This is a genomic window from Vibrio chagasii, assembly GCF_002954585.1.
In the GTDB taxonomy this organism is placed as follows: Bacteria; Pseudomonadota; Gammaproteobacteria; order Enterobacterales; family Vibrionaceae; genus Vibrio; species Vibrio chagasii_A.
Genome location: NZ_MSCI01000004.1, coordinates 20,351 through 40,251, shown reverse-complemented (window position 1 = coordinate 40,251; position 19,901 = coordinate 20,351). Strand labels below are relative to the sequence as shown.

Sequence of the window (19,901 nt, the reverse complement as noted above, 5' to 3'; positions counted from 1 at the left end):
TAACGATGAATAGACTGGTTCGCTATTATTGGCATTACAAGCTCAAAGGCTCCCCCTACCAGCCTCTGTTTACTGCGCCTGTTCATCAAGAATATGTCTCACTTGATTGTGAAACCACCAGCCTCGACCCTAATCAGGCTGAATTAGTCACCATTGCCGCGACCAAGATCATCGGCAACCGCATCATCACCAGCAATCCCTTCGAAGTTAGGTTGCGAGCCCCTCAATCGCTCGATTGCAATTCAATAAAAATCCACCGCATCCGCCATCAAGACCTCAAACACGGCATAGAAGAGAAACAGGCCCTAATTGAATTACTTAACTTTATTGGAAATCGGCCTTTAGTCGGCTATCACATCCGCTATGACAAAAACATTCTCGACCGCGCCTGCTTGAAACAACTCGGATTCCCGCTGCCTAACCGGTTAGTCGAAGTAAGCCAGCTCTATCAAGATAAATTGGAAAGGCAGCTGCCGAATGCTTATTTTGATCTCAGTATGGATGCGATTTGTCGCCAGCTCGACTTACCAATTCCAGTCAATAAACATGATGCATTACAAGATGCTATCTCTGCTGCGCTGATCTTTGTTCGTCTGAAACATGGTGACCTCCCCCGTTTCAACTCTTCATACACCTAATTCAACCCCTGCATCTCGACATAGAGAGCAACATCTCAAAAATGAACTTAACCCGCTATTTTGTAAGTGAAAAGCGGCGTCTCATCCTAAAGTCTAATTGTGGAAATCGCCGTCCTAGCCGAGAGTGATAACACCAAGAAGGTTCTGTAATAGACCTAGAAACTGAACGAACACAAAGGAAGTTGCCAGTTCATTAGGAATGTAGGCACAAGGAGAGATGCAATGAGTGAAGCCCACGTTTATCCGGTAAAAGAAAATATTAAATCAACCACACACGCGGATAATGACACTTACCTAGCCATGTACCAACAATCTGTTTCTGACCCAGAAGGCTTTTGGGGTGAACACGGAAAAATCGTGGATTGGATTAAGCCATTCACAAAAGTAAAAAATACCTCTTTCGACCCAGGCCACATCGATATTCGCTGGTTTGAAGATGGCACACTGAATGTGTCGGCGAACTGTATTGACCGCCACCTTGCTGATCGCGGTGATGAAGTCGCAATCATCTGGGAAGGCGATGACCCTGCCGATGATAAAACCGTAACATTCAATGAACTGCACAAAGAAGTATGTCTATTCTCTAACGCTCTAAAAGAGCAAGGCGTACGTAAAGGCGACGTAGTTTGTTTATATATGCCAATGGTTCCTGAGGCTGCGGTTGCTATGCTGGCATGTACTCGTATTGGTGCGGTTCATACCGTGGTATTTGGTGGTTTCTCACCAGAAGCACTGTCAGGTCGTATTATCGATTCGAATGCTAAAGTCGTGATTACAGCCGATGAAGGTGTGCGTGGCGGCCGAGCTGTTCCTCTTAAGAAAAACGTCGATGAAGCACTGACTAACCCGGAAGTGAAAACCATCGAAAAAGTGATGGTGCTTAAGCGTACTGGCGGCGATGTTGCATGGCATGAGCACCGTGATATTTGGTGGCATGAGGCGACAGCAAACGTATCAGCAGACTGCCCACCAGAAGAGATGAATGCGGAAGACCCACTATTTATCCTTTATACATCAGGCTCAACAGGCAAACCAAAAGGCGTAATGCACACTACCGGTGGTTACCTTGTTTACGCAGCGATGACCTTTAAATACGTATTTGATTACCAAGAAGGCGAAACCTTCTGGTGTACTGCCGATGTGGGTTGGATTACTGGTCACACATACCTGGTTTACGGACCACTGGCTAACGGCGCTAAGACAATCCTGTTTGAAGGTGTGCCAAATTACCCGAACACTAGCCGCATGAGTGAAGTGGTTGATAAGCACCAAGTCAACATTCTTTACACTGCACCAACAGCTATTCGTGCATTAATGGCGAAAGGCAATGAAGCGGTTGAAGGCACATCTCGTGACAGCTTAAGAATCATGGGCTCGGTAGGTGAACCTATTAACCCAGAAGCGTGGGAGTGGTACTACAAAACGATTGGTAATGAGCAATCTCCTATTGTTGATACATGGTGGCAAACCGAAACGGGCGGTATCCTAATTGCTCCGCTACCGGGCGCTACCGACCTAAAACCGGGCTCAGCGACTCGTCCATTCTTCGGTGTACAACCTGCGCTAGTAGATAACATGGGTAACATCATTGAAGGCGCTACCGACGGCAACCTAGTCATTCTAGACTCGTGGCCTGGTCAAATGCGTACCGTTCATGGCGACCATGACCGCTTTGAGCAAACATACTTCTCGACTTTCAAAGGCATGTACTTCACCAGTGATGGTGCTCGTCGTGATGAAGACGGCTACTACTGGATTACTGGTCGCGTTGATGACGTACTGAACGTATCTGGTCACCGTATGGGTACTGCAGAGATTGAATCGGCGCTCGTTGCATTCGATAAGATTGCAGAAGCTGCGATTGTTGGTATTCCTCACGATATCAAAGGCCAAGCGATTTACGCTTACATCACGCTTAATGATGGTGAGTTCCCAACCGCAGAGCTTCATAAAGAAGTAAAAGACTGGGTGCGTAAAGAGATCGGCCCTATTGCGACACCAGATGTACTGCACTGGACCGATTCATTACCGAAAACACGTTCAGGTAAGATCATGCGTCGTATCCTACGTAAGATAGCAACGGGCGATACCGGCAACCTTGGTGATACTTCAACGCTAGCTGACCCAAGTGTGGTTGATAAGCTGATTGCAGAGAAAGCTGAATTGGCATAACAGCTATCACATCAGAATCACTGTTTAAAACAGAACATTTCCAAACCGTCACCTATGTGGCGGTTTTTTTATGGCTGATCTTGCTCTCAAATATCCACACTTAAATTATGGCAATAACGCTTTTTTGTTAAGTTGGTAACAATTTCATTTGCTACCAATAGGAGATTAGACCAGTAAATTGCTGCGATTTGCGCTGAATTAGCTATAATCTGGTTCTAATTTTTAAATTTGGGTTTTTCTCACTGGAAATTAACCCCAAATTTTCAATAAAATGGCAACATTCACGGTCGTAATCACGATAAAGGAAGATAGCCCCACGATGTCTACAAAGTTTCGCATTCTAGTTTTAAATGGCCCGAACCTTAACCTGTTAGGCCTAAGAGAACCGGCACACTACGGCTCTCAAACACTTGACCAGATTATTAGCTCACTAACAGAGCAAGCGAAAACACAAGATGTTGAGCTATCTCACTTACAGTCAAATCGTGAGTATGAACTGATCGAAGCTATCCATAGTGCCTATCAAGATATTGATTTCATTATCATCAACCCAGCGGCCTTTACACATACCAGTGTGGCGTTGCGTGATGCACTACTTGGCGTAGCGGTCCCATTTATTGAAGTACACCTATCGAATGTTCACGCACGTGAACCTTTTAGGCACCACTCTTACCTTTCAGATAAAGCCGAAGGGGTAATCTGTGGCTTAGGTGCACAAGGCTACCAATTTGCTTTGACTGCTGCGATTCACAAGTTGCAGTCAAAATAACGAACATAACCGAACTAATAGACACCAGCTCTAGTCATAGAGCATGGTTAATTAACAAAAGAGAAAGAAACGATGGATATTCGCAAAATCAAAAAGCTGATCGAATTGGTTGAAGAGTCTGGTATCGCAGAACTAGAAATCTCTGAAGGTGAAGAGTCAGTACGCATCAGCCGCAACGGCACTGCACCTGTAGCAGCACCAGTTCAATACGCAGCAGCTCCGGCTCCTGCAGCGGCACCAGCTCCTGCAGCGGCTCCTGCTCCTGCGGCGGCTCCAGAAGCAGCTGAAGCTCCAGCGGCAGTAACTGGTCACCAAGTTCTTTCTCCAATGGTTGGTACGTTCTACAGCGCGCCAAGCCCAGACGCAAAACCATTCGTAAAAGTAGGTCAACAAGTTAACGCTGGCGATACTCTATGTATCGTTGAAGCTATGAAGATGATGAACCAAATCGAAGCTGACAAGTCTGGTATTGTAACTGCAATCCTAGTTGAAGACGGCCAACCAGTTGAGTTCGACCAAGCTCTAGTAATTATCGAATAATAGAGAAGCCTCATTATGTTAGATAAATTAGTAATCGCGAACCGTGGTGAAATTGCACTACGTATTCTGCGAGCATGTAAAGAGCTAGGCATTAAGACGGTTGCTGTTCACTCAACAGCTGACCGTGACCTTAAGCACGTGCTGCTTGCAGATGAAACTATTTGTATCGGTCCAGCTCGTGGTATCGATAGCTACCTGAACATCCCCCGCATCATCAGTGCGGCAGAGGTAACAGGCGCTGTTGCTATTCACCCTGGCTACGGCTTCCTATCTGAGAACGCAGACTTTGCTGAGCAAGTCGAGCAGAGCGGTTTCATCTTCGTAGGTCCTAAAGCTGAAACTATCCGCATCATGGGTGATAAAGTTTCTGCAATCACGGCAATGAAGAAAGCCGGCGTACCTTGTGTACCTGGTTCTGACGGCCCACTGAACGATGACGAAGCAACTAACAAAGCTCACGCTAAGCGTATTGGCTACCCAGTGATCATCAAGGCGTCTGGTGGCGGCGGTGGTCGTGGTATGCGTGTTGTTCGCACTGAAGGTGAACTAACAGAAGCAATCGCAATGACACGTGCTGAAGCAAAAGCATGTTTCAACAACGACATGGTTTACATGGAGAAATTCCTAGAAAACCCACGTCACGTTGAAGTACAAGTAATTGCTGACGGTCAAGGCGGTGCTATCCACCTTGGTGAGCGTGACTGTTCGATGCAGCGTCGCCACCAAAAAGTTGTAGAAGAAGCACCAGCTCCAGGTATCACTGAAGAAATGCGTAAATACATCGGTGAACGTTGTACTCGTGCATGTCTAGAAATCGGCTACCGTGGTGCAGGTACATTTGAATTCCTATACGAAAATGGCGAATTCTACTTCATCGAAATGAACACTCGTATTCAAGTAGAGCACCCAGTAACAGAGATGGTAACTGGCGTTGACCTAATCAAAGAGCAACTTCGTGTTGCTGCTGGTCAACCTCTATCTTTCACGCAAGACGATATTAAGATCAAAGGTCACGCGATCGAATGTCGTATCAACGCGGAAGATCCAGAGAAGTTCCTACCTTCGCCAGGTAAGATCGAGCGCTTCCACGCTCCTGGTGGTATGGGCGTTCGTTGGGACTCTCACATCTACACAGGTTACACAGTTCCACCACACTACGATTCAATGATCGGTAAGCTAATCACTTACGGTGAGAACCGTGATGTTGCGATTTCTCGTATGAAGAACGCACTAGGTGAGATGATTGTAGAAGGCATCAAAGTAAACATCCCTCTACAAGAGTCGATCATGAATGATGAGAACTTCCAACACGGTGGTGCAAACATCCACTACCTTGAGAAGAAACTTGGTCTTCAATAGAAACTAGCCTCGTGTAATTTGTTCTTAAATGAACAAAATAAAATGCTCACTTTGGTGGGCATTTTTTGTTTTTAAGCGTCCAAAAAACGCAATCAATATTCCCCATTATATTCCTTGGGTTTTGGTGAATTTGCTCATATTTTCTGCTAGACTCGCCATCCAATTTTTCTCATATAGAAGATTCAGCCATGCCTTGGATTCAAATCAAGCTTAATGCTACCAATGAAAATGCCGAACAAATCGGCGACATGTTAATGGAAGAGACTGGTGCTCTTTCTGTAACTTTCCTGGATGCACAAGATACCCCTGTATTTGAGCCTCTGCCGGGTGAAACTCGCCTTTGGGGTGACACTGACATTCTTGCGCTTTACGACGCTGAGATTGATACAGGTGTCGTTCTAGCGCAGATTAAAGCAAGCAACATGTTCCCTGCAGACTTTGCTCATAAAGTTGAGCAAATTGAAGACAAGGACTGGGAACGTGAATGGATGGACAACTTCCACCCAATGAAGTTTGGTGAGCGTTTATGGATCTGCCCAAGCTGGCGCGATATCCCTGAACCTGACGCGGTAAACGTAATGCTAGACCCTGGCCTTGCATTCGGTACTGGTACTCACCCAACAACAGCATTGTGTCTTGAGTGGCTTGAAGGGTTAGATCTGACAGGCAAAACCGTTATCGACTTCGGTTGTGGCTCAGGCATCCTAGCGATCGCAGCGATCAAACTAGGCGCAGCAAAAGTTATCGGGATCGACATCGATCCTCAAGCACTGCTTGCATCAAAAGACAACGCAGAGCGCAATGGCGTTGCTGAGCAACTTGAGGTGTTCTTGCCACAAGATCAGCCTGAAGGTTTGCTAGCAGACGTTGTTGTTGCCAACATTCTTGCCGGTCCACTACGCGATCTTTCAGGCATCATCAAAGACCTAGTTAAGCCAAATGGTGTACTTGCGATGTCGGGTGTTTTAGATACACAAGCGGAAGATGTTGCAACTTATTATCGTGATGAGCTTCACATTGATCCGATTATCGAGCAGCAAGAGTGGTGTCGAATCTCTGGTCGCAAGCAAGGCTAGACAAGACTTTGGGCGTTAATTGATTGAATTTTATGCAAATTACAAAAACAAATTGTAAATGCTCAAATATTAGTCTTTTCACGCAGCGAAAAAATGCGTAAAATGCGCGCCCTTGCTGGTACAGAACTGTGATGACGTTTTGAAAATCGGAAATTATCAACTTAAGAACAATCTAATCGTCGCTCCAATGGCTGGCGTAACGGATAGACCATTCCGTGAGTTGTGTCTTCGCTACGGTGCGGGGATGGCAGTCAGTGAAATGATGTCCTCCAATCCAAAGGTTTGGAAAACGTCGAAGTCTCAGCAGCGTATGGTACATGAAGGCGAATCGGGCATTCGTTCAGTACAAATCGCTGGTGCAGATCCACAGCTTATGGCCGAGGCTGCACAATTCAATGTCGATAACGGTGCGCAAATCATCGATATCAACATGGGTTGTCCAGCCAAAAAAGTGAATAAGAAGCTTGCGGGCTCTGCCCTACTTCAGTATCCAGACCTCATTGAAGAGATCTTGAAAGCTGTAGTAAACGCAGTCGACGTTCCAGTAACGTTAAAGACTCGTACAGGCTGGGATACAGATAACAGAAACTGTGTCCAAATCGCTAAAATAGCCGAAGACTGCGGCATACAGGCACTTGCCCTTCACGGGAGAACTCGCGCTTGTATGTACAAAGGTGAGGCAGAATACAAACACATTAAAGCGGCGAAACAAGCTGTATCTATTCCGGTTATTGCTAACGGTGATATCGATAGCCCGGAAAAAGCGAAGTTTGTGCTGGAGTACACCGGCGCCGACGCTTTAATGATTGGTCGTCCTGCCCAAGGTCGCCCATGGATTTTTAACGAAATCCTACACTATTTGGAAAACGGCACCACGATGGACCCACTCCCAATTTCGGAAGTGAAAGACATCATGCTTGGCCATGTTCACGCTCTACATGAATTTTATGGAGAGTTTTTAGGCCCTCGCATCGCTCGTAAGCATGTGGGTTGGTACCTAAAAGAACATGAACAAGCAAGTGAGTTTCGCCGTACCTTCAACGCACTCGAAGCAGGTGATCTGCAGCTTGAGGCGTTAGAAGGTTATTTTGATAACGTTGCACCATAATTACGAGAAGAGCTAGACCGAATATGTTCGAACAAAATCTGACTTCAGAAGCATTGACAGTGACTACAGTAACATCACAAGACCAAATCACGCAGAAACCACTACGTGATTCAGTGAAAGCATCATTGAAAAACTACCTTGCTCAATTAAACGGTCAAGAAGTCAGCGAGTTATACGAACTAGTATTAGCTGAAGTTGAACAGCCACTACTAGACACCATCATGCAGTACACTCGCGGTAACCAAACTCGCGCAGCAACTATGATGGGTATCAACCGCGGTACTCTTCGCAAGAAACTTAAAAAATACGGCATGAACTAATCGTTCTTTCGTAATTAATTGAATTGAAAGCCAAGCTCATTCATTGAGTTTGGCTTTTTTTTGGCTTGTAGATTGGAGAACGAAGAAATGAGTAATTAGGGATAAGCCTCCCTTTAAACAGAGAGCCTATCAGCTACAACAACGTCCTTTTTCAACATTTTCTGAATCTAGTGCAGCCAGAATCGAACAATGGCTAGCGTTGTCATCTATGTGGCCACAACACGCATCATTAATCTTTTTAAGCGCAGTGCGAATCTTGGTTAACTCATTAATCTTCTCATCAATCATCTCCAACTTGGCGGTGGTGATGGACTTCACTTCGGCACAGCTATGTTGCGTCGCTTCCAAGCGAATCTCGAGCAATTCTTTAATCTCATCTAAACTCAGCCCCAACTCTTTAGATTTGAGAATAAAGGTCACCTGTTTTTGGTTATTTTCATCATATAGGCGATAACCCGATTCACTACGGCTCGCTGGAGCAATCAAATTATTTTTTTCATAAAAGCGTAAGGTATCGGCTGTCACACCGCATCGTTTCGCTAATTCACCGATCTGAAACATGTTTTTCCCTGATCCTTCGTCCATTTCACAATTAACCTTATCGTTACTTTTTAGGCTGAAATGGCACTTTTCATAATTATTTTTGAGATGCCAAACGATTGCGCGAGCTTTTTTGTAATAAATTAGTTAGAATCTGCGCCATCAAATTTGGAGTTGGTTATCTTATAGCTTAATCGCAAGACTAACCTCAAAGGTCTTTACCAAAACTGGCCAATATTTTATCTCTTACTGGAATCTAGAATAATCCACGTTGAGAAGATAGAAACAAGTTCTTTTTTGGCAAATATCTTTATTTTAACCCCATGAATTTGAGGAAGATGGAAGCATGAATAACGCTCGTCCAATTCGCCGCGCTCTAATCAGCGTATCAGACAAAACTGGTATCGTTGAATTTGCACAAGCTCTTGCTAACCGTGGCGTAGATATCCTATCTACCGGTGGCACTGCTCGCCTGCTTGCTGAAAAAGGCATCTCTGTTACAGAAGTATCTGACTACACTGGTTTCCCAGAAATGATGGACGGCCGTGTTAAGACTCTGCATCCAAAAGTTCATGGTGGTGTTCTAGGCCGTCGCGGCCAAGACGATGACGTGATGGCAACTCACGGCATCAATCCTATCGATATGGTTGTTGTCAACCTATACCCATTCGCAGAAACCGTAGCTAAAGAAGGCTGTACGCTTGCTGACGCAGTTGAGAACATCGATATCGGTGGTCCAACAATGGTTCGCTCTGCAGCGAAAAACCATAAAGACGTAACTATCGTTGTTAACGCTCACGACTACGATCGCGTTATCACTGAAATGGACGCAAACGAGAAATCTCTAACTCTAGAGACGCGCTTCGACCTAGCTATCGCAGCATTCGAACATACAGCTTCTTACGACGGCATGATCGCTAACTACTTCGGCACTATGGTTCCATCTTACGGTGAGAACAAGGAAGGTGATGAAGAGTCTAAGTTCCCTCGTACGTTCAACCAACAGTTCGAGAAAAAACAAGACATGCGCTACGGTGAGAACAGCCACCAAGCAGCTGCATTCTACGTTGAAGCAAACCCAGAAGAAGCGTCTGTTTCTACTGCTCGCCAAATCCAAGGTAAAGCCCTTTCTTACAACAACATCGCTGACACAGATGCAGCACTTGAGTGTGTGAAAGAGTTCGACGAGCCAGCATGTGTGATTGTTAAGCACGCTAACCCATGTGGTGTAGCACTAGGTGAAAATATCCTAGAAGCTTACGACCGTGCATTCAAAACAGACCCAACGTCTGCATTTGGCGGCATCATCGCATTCAACCGCGAACTAGACGCAGCAACAGCAACGGCTATCACTGAGCGCCAATTCGTTGAAGTTATCATTGCACCTTCTGTTTCTGCTGAAGCAGTAGAAATCGTTGCGGCTAAGAAAAACCTTCGCCTACTTGAGTGTGGTGAGTGGACAACTAAGACAACTGGCTTTGACGTGAAGCGCGTTAACGGCGGCCTACTGGTTCAAGACCGCGACCAAGGCATGGTGTCTGAAGATGACCTTAAAGTCGTTTCTAAGCGTCAACCAACCGCTGAAGAGCTAAAAGACGCTCTATTCTGCTGGAAAGTAGCGAAGTACGTGAAATCTAACGCGATCGTTTACTCGAAAGGTGACATGACTATCGGTGTAGGCGCTGGCCAAATGAGCCGCGTTTACTCTGCGAAAATCGCAGGTATCAAAGCTGCAGACGAAGGTCTACAGGTTGAAGGTTGTGTAATGGCATCAGACGCATTCTTCCCATTCCGTGACGGCATCGACGCGGCGGCAGAAGCGGGCATAAAGTGTGTGATTCAACCGGGTGGCTCTATGCGTGATGACGAAGTTATTGCTGCAGCAGACGAGCACGGTATGGCGATGATCTTTACGGGCATGCGTCACTTCCGCCACTAATTCTCTTGTCATCATTGGAGCGGTAACTGCGTTGACTACGTTCGCTTACCCTAATCACATAGCAAGCTATGCTCATAGGGATAAGCTCACTTGTCGCCTTGTTAGCGCTCCCACTGATTTAAAGAGACCTCGAATAGTTGAATGGCGTAAGTACCAACTACTTTGAGCAAGACTTAACTTAAATTTCTCAAAACCGTCATTCCGTATAGCGAGGAACGAGCGTAATACGGAATCTCTTGGTTTAAAACGTTAAACAGATTCCCGACAGTTTCGTTCCTCAACTTCGAGAATGACGATTTTTGATTGAAGGATTAAAACATGAATGTATTGATCATCGGTGCCGGCGGTCGTGAGCACGCACTTGGTTGGAAAGCAGCACAAAACCCAAACGTTGAAACAGTATTCGTTGCTCCAGGTAACGCAGGTACTGCACTTGAGCCAAAACTAGAAAACGTAAACATCGGCGTTGAAGACATCGCTGGTTTAGTAGCATTTGCTCAAGAGAAAAAAATCGAACTAACTATCGTAGGTCCAGAAGCGCCATTAGTTATTGGTGTGGTTGACGCGTTCCGCGAAGTGAGTCTACCTATCTTTGGACCAACTCAAGCGGCAGCACAGCTAGAAGGCTCTAAAGCATTCACTAAAGACTTCCTAGCTCGTCACGATATCCCAACCGGTTCTTACGCGAACTTCACTGAGATTGAACCAGCTATCGCTTATGTTCGTGAGCAAGGCACACCAATCGTTGTTAAAGCTGATGGCCTTGCCGCTGGTAAAGGCGTTATCGTTGCGATGACTCTTGAAGAAGCAGAAGAGGCAATCAAAGACATGCTAGCAGGCAACGCATTTGGCGAAGCTGGCAGCCGCGTGGTTATCGAAGAGTTCCTTGAAGGCGAAGAAGCAAGCTTCATCGTGATGGTTGATGGCTCAAGCGTTTTGCCTATGGCCACCAGCCAAGACCACAAACGTGTTGGCGACAAAGACACAGGTCCTAACACGGGCGGCATGGGTGCTTACTCCCCAGCTCCAGTGGTAACGCCTGAAATCCACAACCGTATCCTTGAAGAAGTTATCTACCCAACGGTACGTGGCATGGATGCAGAAGGCGCACCTTACACTGGTTTCCTATACGCAGGCCTAATGATCGATGCTGAAGGCACTCCGAAAGTTATTGAATACAACTGCCGCTTCGGCGATCCAGAAACGCAACCTATCATGATGCGTATGGAGTCAGACCTTGTTGAACTTTGCCTAATGGCTATCGACGAGAAGTTGGACGAAGCAGAATCTAAGTGGGATCCACGCGCTTCGATCGGTGTTGTTCTTGCGGCTGGCGGCTACCCTGCTGACTACGCAAAAGGTGACGTAATTTCATTACCGACAAGCGAAGTTGAAGGTCAAAAGATTTTCCACGCTGGTACTGCAAATAACGAAGCTGGCGATGTTGTGACAAACGGTGGTCGTGTACTTTGTGCTACAGCACTGGGTAACACGGTTTCTGAAGCTCAGGAGCGTGCTTACGCGCTAACTAAGCAAGTGAGCTGGAATGGTATGTTCCACCGCAATGACATTGGTTACCGTGCGATTGCACGCGAGCAAGAGCAGTAATCACTGTCGTCACTCGCTTACTTTCCAATGACAGCAAGCCAAGAATAGAAAAAGGCGCCTAAATGGGCGCCTTTTTTATTGTCCGACATACACATGTACAGACTAATAAGTATTTAGCCTACCGTAGGCCAAATGCTTTTAATGATCTATTCGCTACTCTTCAGCAGTGATGGTCTTGCAACACAATCATGGCTTTCTTCCGCTAACATCAATAGCTCCTCTACAGTGATTTTTCCTAGTGAGTCACTGCCAAGAAACGCCGCATAACTTTCCACTGATGCCAAACGGTTAATCACAAAGTTGGGTAAGGCTTGGTTAATATCGATGCTTGAAAACTCTTTACCCGAGCAAGTTTCGAAAGATTGACCGTTCCAATAGCCTTGGACCAATTTGAACCCTTCATCATTCTGCTTAGCAGTGGTCTCTAAGACCTGTGAGGCTTCTTTCTTATAGGTTTCTAACTGTGACGATCGGATAGGTAGAATTTTGCCAGCAATGCGGTACTGCTGGTACACAGCTTCGCCTGACTTGTTGAAACGTACATGAACACGATATGGGGCCAGTTCATTCGATGCGTTGCGCTGCTCGCCTTCACGGATAAATTCGCGAAGTACACCTTCCGACCAGGCGTAATCCGTTTGATACCAACCGTAATCACCGACGGTAACGTAATCTGCTGATGTATGAGGTTGCGTGAGCTTGTTGGTCACCCAGTAAAAACTTGTCGCGTCGCCCATGACTTGGCCGCCGGTGTAAGTTTCAAATTGTTCTAGGTTTTTGCGAGGGCTTGTTGAAGAACAGCCAATGAGAAATGTAGATAATAGTGAAACGAGAAGAAATGCTTTTTTCATAAAAACCTGTACCGAGGTGGAATACGACTACCTCGGTACAGTTTAGATTATTTCACTGAATCTTTCAGCGCTTTACCTGCAACAAATGCTGGAACGTTTGCAGCAGCGATTTGGATCTCATCACCAGTTTTTGGGTTGCGACCAGTGCGAGCTGCACGGTGGTTTACTTTAAAAGTACCAAAACCAATTAGCTGAACTTGATCGCCATCTTTAAGAGCATCTGTTACACCACCAAGAGTCGCTTCTAGAGCAGCTTTAGCTTGTGCTTTAGAAAGGTCCGCTTTTTCAGCAATAAAGTCGATTAATTGAGTCTTGTTCATTTTAGGTTTCCCTTCTTTGTATTTTTGAATTCAATTCACTCTAAAACATAAATGCCCCATCTGGCAAAGGTTTGTCGCCGATCTTTGACTCTAATGCCGTAGTTTTAGCCATAATATGAGTAATAACTCACAATTTGTTACTGATTTTATTGAGCAAGCCCTTGTTTAAAAGGGGCTGAGCGCAAAATTAATGATGACCTAGCCACTACTTTTTCTCTATAATCCACGCTGAATCGCTGATAAAGCGTACAATTTAATTTAAGGGCAAACATGCTGCTGCTAACTATTTACGTCTCCATCGCCATTGGAGTTTCTTTCATTTGTTCTGTTTTGGAAGCTGTACTTTTGAGTATTAGTCCGAGCTACATCGCTCAACTAAAACAAAATGGGCATCCTGCAGCAGAGTCGTTAGACAAACTGAAAACAGACATCGACCGCCCACTAGCGTCAATTTTAACGCTTAACACCATCGCGCACACAATCGGTGCTGCGACCGCAGGTGCACAAGCGGCGGTGGTTTTTGGTAGCCAATGGCTAGGTGTATTCTCTGCCGTACTGACTCTAGGTATCTTAGTACTGTCTGAAATCGTTCCAAAAACAATTGGTGCAACTTACTGGCGTCAACTTGCGCCAGCATCGGCAACCGTACTTCGCTGGATGGTATTCTTCCTAACTCCATTTGTGTGGTTCTCAGAGCAAATCACTAAGCGCTTGGCTCGTGGTCACGAAGCACCCAAAATGCGTGACGAGCTATCTGCAATGGCGATTTTGGCAAAAGAGAGTGGTGAGTTTGCAGAAGGCGAGTCGAAAATCCTAAGTAACTTATTAGGCATTCAAGATGTGCCTGTGACTCAAGTAATGACACCACGTCCGGTTGTGTTCCGTGTCGATGCTGAAATGAGCATCAATCAGTTCCTTGCGGACCATAAAGACACGCCATTCTCACGTCCGCTGGTTTACAGCGAGCAGAGTGACAACATCATCGGCTTTGTACACCGCTTAGAGCTGTTCAAGCTGCAACAAGCGGGTTGTGGCGAAAAGCCACTAGGTGACGTAATGCGCCCTATTCACGTGTTACTGAACAATCTGCCATTACCAAAAGCGTTCGATCAGATGATGGCTCAACGCCTTCAGCTATCTCTTGTTGTTGATGAATACGGCACAATTCAGGGCATCATTACCCTAGAAGACATCTTTGAGCACCTAGTAGGTGAAGAGATTGTTGATGAAGCGGATAAAACGACCGACATGCAAGAGTTGGCGTTCCAACGCTGGGAAAAATGGAAAGAGAAACACGGCGTAATTGAGAGCCGCGATGAAGAAGACGAGTTGGAAGAAGAAACTCAAGCGGATAGCGATACTTCAGATTCGAAGGCAACCGACAAAGAGCAAGCGTCTAAAGAAGAGAAAAAAGACGCTTAATCTGAATTGGTTATCAATAGATACAACAAAGGCTCCCAAGGGAGCCTTTGTTTTTATATGTACTTTGGTTCGATTGCGGACTTATAGAGTAACGCCAATGTTACTTACTGGTTCTTCACGCAGTTCGTGGCGTAAGTCTTTAATCAACTCGATATCACGTTCCGTCGCTTCACGCAGTGGTCGGAAAATGGCCCACTGAACGTCCCACTCTTCACATACCGCTTCGTTTTCTTTCTGATTTTCGTTGGTCACTTCTTCAGCGCCTTGAGCAAACTCAAGCTCAGCAACCGTTTTAACCGACTGTTGGCTTACTTTAATTACAGCTTCAAACATATGCTCGCGGTCAAGCAGACCATGAACAAGCGTTGCCAAACCTTGGCAAGCGTCCATTGCAGGGTAAACACCATAGAAGTCAAAATCGTCTGCGCTAGGGAAAAGTTCTTCAACCTTCTCTAATTGGCGCTCAAAGTTCACCTTCGCCGTTTTAACCGTTAGGATTTCCCAAATACTATCCAAAACATCACGATAGATTCGAGCTTCCGCAAATTCTGTATTCTCACAAAACATGGCATAGTTAGGGTACATACGCTCGCATAGACACGCCATAAAGGTAATTTGTTGCCAAGGTTCTAACTTTTCAAGACGAACCTGCAGTGGATTCTGAAGCATAGTCACTCAATAATTGCAGAAAAAGACAGCGAAAGTGTACTTGATAAACCCTGGGGGGAAAAGGTAAGCCGATGAACAATTTTACTAATAAGCTCTATATTGCTACTGAGCATGACGATACTTACGTACAACTGATTCTAAACCAAGATTTACCCGACCTAGAAATCACTCAAAACCCAGAGTCTGCAGAGATCGTATTAGCCTCACCTCCTCTCATCGCTGATCGTCTGGATGAATTTACGCAGTTAGATTGGCTACAAAGTACCTACGCTGGTATCAATAAACTCACTCAGCCCAACCTGCGCCATGATTACACCCTAACTAACGTGAAAGGTATCTTCGGGCCAGCGATCGCAGAGTACGTACTAGGTTATACCATTAGCCACTTCAGACACTTTTCCCACTACCACCAGCAACAACAGCAACAAAATTGGCAACCTCAGCTTTATACTAGCCTTACCGATAAAACCATGGTGGTTTTAGGTACGGGTTCAATTGGCAGTCATCTAGCGCAAGCCGCATCAGCCTTTGGTATTCACACCATAGGAGTCAATCGCACAGGCATTCCCCCAAAGCACGAAGCCTTTAAAGATACTTTCCACATCAATGAACTAGAGGCGGCTCTCAAGCAAGCGGACATTGTGGTCAACACGTTACCTTCAACCGCTGAAACCTATCAACTGCTCAACCAAACGACCCTTGGCTACTGCTCTAACGTACTGCTGTTCAATGTTGGGCGAGGCGAAAGCATCGATAATAAGGCGCTGTTATTGGCGATTAAAAACCGTTGGGTTGAGCATGCATTCCTTGATGTGTTTGAACATGAGCCTCTTTCTCAAGATCACCCTTTCTGGAAACTGCCACAAGTCACTATTACACCGCACATTGCCGCACTCAGTGAACCGAGACAGGTGGTCGAGATCTTCGCAGAAAACTACAAGCAGTGGCGAGATGGGTTTACCCTAAACCATGTCATCGACTTTGATAAAGGTTACTGATGAGCTCACCATTACTCACCGAGATAAGAAAGTGCCGAGCTTGTGAACCCCACCTTTCACATGGTGCTAACCCGGTTATCCAAGCCCACCCAAATGCACGCTTGCTAATCATTGGGCAAGCGCCAGGTATCAAAGTACATGAATCCTCCATCCCTTGGAATGACGCCAGTGGCGAGCGATTAAGAGAATGGCTAGGGATAGACAGCGATACCTTTTATGACGAACAAAAGGTCGCGATTGTACCTATGGGTTTCTGCTACCCAGGTAAAGGGAAGAGTGGCGATCTGCCACCACGTAAGGAGTGTGCTGAGCTCTGGCACAAGAAAGTATTGCAGTCACTGCCCAATGTTCAAATGACACTTTTGATTGGGCAGTATGCGCAAAACTACTATTTGAAGGAAAGAGCCACCAAGACACTGACAGAGACTGTCAAAAACTGGCAGGTTTGGGCCCCAGAGTTTTTACCACTTCCCCACCCTTCACCACGCAATAATATTTGGCTCAAGAAGAACCCATGGTTTGAAAGTGAGGTTATTCCTTACATACGCAAACACATCTCAGAGCATTTGGCCTACCATGATCCAAATGCCTAATGAGCTGCACACAGCCGAAATTAAACGAGTATAGAATTACCAATCTGAAGGCAATAAAAAAGCGCTGCCAGTTACCCAGCAGCGCTTTCAATTATCTTACTCAGAATTACTTATGGTAAGGCTTAGATAGTTCGTGAACAGCGTCAACGAACACACCAGCGTTTTCTGGCGGCACATCTAAGTGAATACCGTGGCCTAGGTTAAATACGTGGCCAGTACCAGCATCGCCAAAGCCTTCAAGGATAGTCGATACCTCTTCACGGATACGCTCTGGAGAAGCGTAAAGCATTGAAGGATCCATGTTACCTTGCAGAGCAACCTTATCACCCACGCGCTTAACTGCGTCTTGGATGTTGATAGTCCAGTCTAGGCCAACTGCATCACAGCCCGTTGCTGCGATCTGCTCCAGCCACATGCCACCGTTCTTAGTGAATAGTGTTACTGGTACACGACGACCATCGTTTTCACGGATTAGACCATCAACGATTTTGTGCATGTATTGCAGTGAGAATAGATTGTAATCACGAGGAGTCAGTACACCACCCCATGTATCAAATACCATTACCGACTGAGCACCCGCTTTGATTTGCGCGTTTAGGTATTCGATAACGCTGTCTGCTAGCTTATCTAGAAGTAAGTGCAGCGTTTGTGGTTCTGCGTACATCATCTTCTTGATCTTAGTGAATGCTTTAGAGCTTCCACCTTCAACCATGTAAGTCGCTAGAGTCCATGGACTACCAGAGAAGCCGATCAATGGAACGTCACCGTTCAAATCTTTGCGGATTTGACGTACTGCGTTCATTACGTATTGCAGCTCACCTTCTGGGTCTGGCAAGCCAATTTGCTCTACGTCTGCTTTGCAGGTAATTGGTTTATCAAATACCGGACCTTCACCCGCAGCAAAGCGCAGCTCAAGACCCATCGCATCAGGTATCGTCAAAATATCTGAGAACAAGATTGCTGCATCAAGAGGGAAGCGACGCAGAGGTTGAAGCGTTACTTCAGATGCCAGTTCAGCGTTCTTACAAAGTGACATAAAGTCACCCGCTTCAGCACGAGTTGCCTTGTACTCTGGAAGATAGCGGCCAGCTTGGCGCATCATCCATACCGGTGTGTAATCAACAGGCTGCTTTAAAAGTGCGCGTAAATAGCGATCGTTCTTTAATTCGGTCATTCCGTTAAATTCCAATTCAATCTTGTCTAATTTTGATGGCAAGTATTCTAACACTGATTGAGGGGTAAAAGCTGTGTGCTTTGCAACCTAGATCAAGTTATTAACTTTTAAATCAATGCTTAATTTGCACCCAATTAAGGGAGCATGTTAAAAATTTGTTCGCTAGCGAAAATTACAATTATAACACCTGAGTAGTCACTACTCAGCATCTCATAACGACATCTTACTTACCCCCTCCACTTGTGGAGGGTTTTTTTTAGCTTTTGACCACCCATAGGCCAAATACGATTACAGGCGATTTAGTGCTCCAACGCTTGTTCTGCTGAGCCCGCTTTGATCACGTCATCAACAGTTTTCTCTATCAGCTGTCTCGCAATGGTGCCCACAGGCGCCACGTCTGGCAGAGTCGTCACATCACACCATTGCGCATCGGATAACTCGCTATAATCTGGTTTGAGCGTACCACCAGCATAGTCAGCAAGAAAGCCCATCATCATACTCGACGGGAATGCCCAAGGTTGGCTGCCAAAATAGCGAATGTTATCCACATCAATCCCTGTCTCTTCTTTGACTTCGCGTGCTACGCACTGTTCTAAGGTCTCTCCGACCTCTAAGAAGCCCGCTATAACGGTATACATGCCCGTTTTATGCCTTGGGTGCTGCGCGAGTAATATCTTGTTGTCGTTGCGTACAGCGACAATGATGCATGGGAAAATACGCGGATAATGCAGAGTACGACAGTCTCCACACTGCATCGCCACTTGATTATGGTTTAGGTGATTACGGCCACCGCACTGCGGGCAGAAACGCATGCTCTGGGTCATATGGCCATATTGGATGGCTTTACTTGCAGTAAGAAAACTCGATTCAGGCCAGTGTAATAACTCTCTAAGGTTGACCATCGTCAGCTCTTCCTCAACGTCACAGTCGTTCAACCAATAGACGTTGCGACCTTGATGCTGACCAATACAGATTGCATGCTCAACACTCAGCCCTAGCTCGTCGGCAGAGCCAAAAGGAAACTGGTCATTACTAACCCAAATATCACTACCGGAAACGACGCACCAATAAGCTTGCTCTGTCATTTTCTTATCACTTTTTTTTAACATCCCTATGCCTCATTGCTTGCAGTTCGTTCATTTTACTGGCAATCTAATTTCATACTAGAGTTGTGGCAGAGAATATTTCAAGCTATTACTTTTAGTAGATATCGATAAACGGACCCTGCTTAGGCAATTTCAATGATCACAAGGCTGTGATCAGATCATGAGGACATGGTCATGCTAAATAAATTTAAACAAATACAAGAACAATGGGGTGGCTCAAGCGAGGTCATCGATCATTGGCTCGAAACTCGACAAGCTCTCATCGTCGAATATTGCAAGCTAGGTGCCTTGCAGCCAGCTAGCAACGGGCAATCAAACGTTGTTGAACTCCCTTCTCCTAAAGAAATCAGCTCATTCTGTGATCATGTTGTCGATTACATCTCAGAAGGCCATTTTAAGATCTACGATATGGTCATGAAGAAATGGCAAGCAACAGGCTTTAAAACCAATGACGAGATTGATGCAACTTACGCGAAGATCGTACTTACTACCGAGCCGCTTCTAGAATTCAATGACAAGTACGTTAAAGTAAGTGCAAATGATGAGTTGCCTAACTTCGAGGGAGATATGTCGAAAGTAGGTGAACTACTCGAAGTACGTTTTGAGGTAGAAGATAGTCTTATCCAGCTTATTGCAGACAGCTTAGCGATTCCACCAGGCGCTTAGTTAACTGAACTCTTAAGAAGCTTGCCTCTATGC

20 protein-coding genes are annotated in these 19,901 nt (G+C 45.7%); 14 read left to right on the top strand and 6 right to left on the bottom strand.

All coding sequences use genetic code 11. The features are described from left to right. The first annotated feature begins 5 nt into the window (after nt 1–5). The 8 genes from BTO10_RS21685 to fis all read left to right on the top strand — a co-directional run bounded on the left by BTO10_RS21685 (nt 6) and on the right by fis (nt 7,982). A complete protein-coding gene (locus BTO10_RS21685) occupies nt 6–638 on the top strand; it encodes a 3'-5' exonuclease (protein ID WP_105025802.1) in 633 nt (210 codons plus the stop codon). A 222-nt stretch (nt 639–860) separates the two neighbouring features. Then, the gene (acs, locus tag BTO10_RS21680) at nt 861–2,810 is read left to right on the top strand and encodes an acetate--CoA ligase (protein WP_105025801.1); all 1,950 of its coding nucleotides are present in this window, start codon (nt 861–863) and stop codon (nt 2,808–2,810) included. Nucleotides 2,811–3,129: 319 nt separating this feature from the next. Further along, a complete protein-coding gene (gene aroQ / locus BTO10_RS21675) occupies nt 3,130–3,579 on the top strand; it encodes a type II 3-dehydroquinate dehydratase (protein WP_004737094.1) in 450 nt (149 codons plus the stop codon). A 72-nt stretch (nt 3,580–3,651) separates the two neighbouring features. Further along, complete coding sequence (accB, locus tag BTO10_RS21670) at nt 3,652–4,119, top strand: acetyl-CoA carboxylase biotin carboxyl carrier protein (protein ID WP_004737093.1); 468 nt, start codon at nt 3,652–3,654, stop codon at nt 4,117–4,119. 15 nt (nt 4,120–4,134) lie between these two features. Then, nucleotides 4,135–5,478: an acetyl-CoA carboxylase biotin carboxylase subunit gene (gene accC / locus BTO10_RS21665; RefSeq protein ID WP_004737092.1), complete on the top strand. Its 1,344-nt coding sequence runs from the start codon at nt 4,135–4,137 to the stop codon at nt 5,476–5,478. 188 nt (nt 5,479–5,666) lie between these two features. Then, nucleotides 5,667–6,554, top strand: a complete 888-nt coding sequence (prmA, locus tag BTO10_RS21660; RefSeq protein ID WP_004737091.1) for a 50S ribosomal protein L11 methyltransferase — start codon at nt 5,667–5,669, stop codon at nt 6,552–6,554. Between the two features lie 139 nt (nt 6,555–6,693). Then, the gene (dusB, locus tag BTO10_RS21655; protein ID WP_171369055.1) at nt 6,694–7,662 is read left to right on the top strand and encodes a tRNA dihydrouridine synthase DusB; all 969 of its coding nucleotides are present in this window, start codon (nt 6,694–6,696) and stop codon (nt 7,660–7,662) included. A gap of 23 nt (nt 7,663–7,685) precedes the next feature. After that, complete coding sequence (fis, locus tag BTO10_RS21650; protein ID WP_004729744.1) at nt 7,686–7,982, top strand: DNA-binding transcriptional regulator Fis; 297 nt, start codon at nt 7,686–7,688, stop codon at nt 7,980–7,982. Nucleotides 7,983–8,111: 129 nt separating this feature from the next. Here the strand turns inward: fis and zntR are convergent, their stop codons facing one another. Continuing rightward, the gene (gene zntR / locus BTO10_RS21645) at nt 8,112–8,543 is read right to left on the bottom strand and encodes a Zn(2+)-responsive transcriptional regulator (RefSeq protein ID WP_004737089.1); all 432 of its coding nucleotides are present in this window, start codon (nt 8,541–8,543) and stop codon (nt 8,112–8,114) included. Between the two features lie 325 nt (nt 8,544–8,868). Here zntR and purH point away from each other — a divergent pair, with 325 nt between their 5' ends. Together purH and purD are read left to right on the top strand one after the other, a co-directional pair. Next, nucleotides 8,869–10,461, top strand: coding sequence for a bifunctional phosphoribosylaminoimidazolecarboxamide formyltransferase/IMP cyclohydrolase (purH, locus tag BTO10_RS21640; RefSeq protein WP_105025799.1), 1,593 nt, complete (start codon nt 8,869–8,871; stop codon nt 10,459–10,461). Between the two features lie 318 nt (nt 10,462–10,779). Further along, nucleotides 10,780–12,069, top strand: coding sequence for a phosphoribosylamine--glycine ligase (gene purD, locus BTO10_RS21635; protein WP_105025798.1), 1,290 nt, complete (start codon nt 10,780–10,782; stop codon nt 12,067–12,069). Nucleotides 12,070–12,215: 146 nt separating this feature from the next. Here purD and BTO10_RS21630 read toward each other — a convergent pair whose 3' ends face one another. Both BTO10_RS21630 and hupA read right to left on the bottom strand, forming a co-directional pair. Beyond that, nucleotides 12,216–12,920 carry a DUF1481 domain-containing protein gene (locus tag BTO10_RS21630; RefSeq protein ID WP_105025797.1) on the bottom strand — a complete coding sequence of 235 codons (705 nt, stop codon included), beginning with the start codon at nt 12,918–12,920 and terminating at the stop codon, nt 12,216–12,218. 47 nt (nt 12,921–12,967) lie between these two features. Further along, entirely contained in the window at nt 12,968–13,240 is a 273-nt protein-coding gene (gene hupA / locus BTO10_RS21625; protein WP_004729753.1) for a nucleoid-associated protein HU-alpha, read from the bottom strand. Nucleotides 13,241–13,510: 270 nt separating this feature from the next. Here hupA and BTO10_RS21620 point away from each other — a divergent pair, with 270 nt between their 5' ends. After that, a complete protein-coding gene (locus tag BTO10_RS21620) occupies nt 13,511–14,662 on the top strand; it encodes a CNNM domain-containing protein (RefSeq protein ID WP_004737085.1) in 1,152 nt (383 codons plus the stop codon). A gap of 81 nt (nt 14,663–14,743) precedes the next feature. Here the strand turns inward: BTO10_RS21620 and BTO10_RS21615 are convergent, their stop codons facing one another. After that, entirely contained in the window at nt 14,744–15,331 is a 588-nt protein-coding gene (locus tag BTO10_RS21615) for a YjaG family protein (RefSeq protein WP_004737084.1), read from the bottom strand. Between the two features lie 71 nt (nt 15,332–15,402). On the opposite strand from BTO10_RS21615, the gene BTO10_RS21610 reads away from it, so the two are divergent. Both BTO10_RS21610 and BTO10_RS21605 read left to right on the top strand, forming a co-directional pair. Continuing rightward, a complete protein-coding gene (locus tag BTO10_RS21610) occupies nt 15,403–16,329 on the top strand; it encodes a D-2-hydroxyacid dehydrogenase (RefSeq protein ID WP_105025796.1) in 927 nt (308 codons plus the stop codon). Beyond that, nucleotides 16,329–16,922 (top strand): uracil-DNA glycosylase family protein, encoded by a 594-nt coding sequence (locus BTO10_RS21605; RefSeq protein WP_105025795.1) that lies wholly within the window; start codon nt 16,329–16,331, stop codon nt 16,920–16,922. Before BTO10_RS21610 ends, BTO10_RS21605 begins: the two co-directional genes overlap by 1 nt. A gap of 106 nt (nt 16,923–17,028) precedes the next feature. Here BTO10_RS21605 and hemE read toward each other — a convergent pair whose 3' ends face one another. Further along, nucleotides 17,029–18,096: a uroporphyrinogen decarboxylase gene (gene hemE, locus BTO10_RS21600; protein ID WP_105025794.1), complete on the bottom strand. Its 1,068-nt coding sequence runs from the start codon at nt 18,094–18,096 to the stop codon at nt 17,029–17,031. Nucleotides 18,097–18,395: 299 nt separating this feature from the next. Then, the gene (nudC, locus tag BTO10_RS21595; protein ID WP_105025793.1) at nt 18,396–19,205 is read right to left on the bottom strand and encodes an NAD(+) diphosphatase; all 810 of its coding nucleotides are present in this window, start codon (nt 19,203–19,205) and stop codon (nt 18,396–18,398) included. A 165-nt stretch (nt 19,206–19,370) separates the two neighbouring features. On the opposite strand from nudC, the gene rsd reads away from it, so the two are divergent. Next, entirely contained in the window at nt 19,371–19,868 is a 498-nt protein-coding gene (gene rsd / locus BTO10_RS21590) for a sigma D regulator (protein WP_105025792.1), read from the top strand. Nucleotides 19,869–19,901 lie beyond the last annotated feature (33 nt).

Bases quoted from the DNA above. Each gene is read 5' to 3' on its own strand.
- BTO10_RS21685 (WP_105025802.1), top strand. From the start codon at position 6: ATGAATAGACTGGTTCGCTATTATTGGCATTACAAGCTCAAAGGCTCC.
- acs (WP_105025801.1), top strand. From the start codon at position 861: ATGAGTGAAGCCCACGTTTATCCGGTAAAAGAAAATATTAAATCAACC.
- aroQ (WP_004737094.1), top strand. From the start codon at position 3,130: ATGTCTACAAAGTTTCGCATTCTAGTTTTAAATGGCCCGAACCTTAAC.
- accB (WP_004737093.1), top strand. From the start codon at position 3,652: ATGGATATTCGCAAAATCAAAAAGCTGATCGAATTGGTTGAAGAGTCT.
- accC (WP_004737092.1), top strand. From the start codon at position 4,135: ATGTTAGATAAATTAGTAATCGCGAACCGTGGTGAAATTGCACTACGT.
- prmA (WP_004737091.1), top strand. From the start codon at position 5,667: ATGCCTTGGATTCAAATCAAGCTTAATGCTACCAATGAAAATGCCGAA.
- fis (WP_004729744.1), top strand. From the start codon at position 7,686: ATGTTCGAACAAAATCTGACTTCAGAAGCATTGACAGTGACTACAGTA.
- zntR (WP_004737089.1), bottom strand. From the start codon at position 8,543: ATGTTTCAGATCGGTGAATTAGCGAAACGATGCGGTGTGACAGCCGAT.
- purH (WP_105025799.1), top strand. From the start codon at position 8,869: ATGAATAACGCTCGTCCAATTCGCCGCGCTCTAATCAGCGTATCAGAC.
- purD (WP_105025798.1), top strand. From the start codon at position 10,780: ATGAATGTATTGATCATCGGTGCCGGCGGTCGTGAGCACGCACTTGGT.
- BTO10_RS21630 (WP_105025797.1), bottom strand. From the start codon at position 12,920: ATGAAAAAAGCATTTCTTCTCGTTTCACTATTATCTACATTTCTCATT.
- hupA (WP_004729753.1), bottom strand. From the start codon at position 13,240: ATGAACAAGACTCAATTAATCGACTTTATTGCTGAAAAAGCGGACCTT.
- BTO10_RS21620 (WP_004737085.1), top strand. From the start codon at position 13,511: ATGCTGCTGCTAACTATTTACGTCTCCATCGCCATTGGAGTTTCTTTC.
- BTO10_RS21615 (WP_004737084.1), bottom strand. From the start codon at position 15,331: ATGCTTCAGAATCCACTGCAGGTTCGTCTTGAAAAGTTAGAACCTTGG.
- BTO10_RS21610 (WP_105025796.1), top strand. From the start codon at position 15,403: ATGAACAATTTTACTAATAAGCTCTATATTGCTACTGAGCATGACGAT.
- BTO10_RS21605 (WP_105025795.1), top strand. From the start codon at position 16,329: ATGAGCTCACCATTACTCACCGAGATAAGAAAGTGCCGAGCTTGTGAA.
- hemE (WP_105025794.1), bottom strand. From the start codon at position 18,096: ATGACCGAATTAAAGAACGATCGCTATTTACGCGCACTTTTAAAGCAG.
- nudC (WP_105025793.1), bottom strand. From the start codon at position 19,205: ATGTTAAAAAAAAGTGATAAGAAAATGACAGAGCAAGCTTATTGGTGC.
- rsd (WP_105025792.1), top strand. From the start codon at position 19,371: ATGGTCATGCTAAATAAATTTAAACAAATACAAGAACAATGGGGTGGC.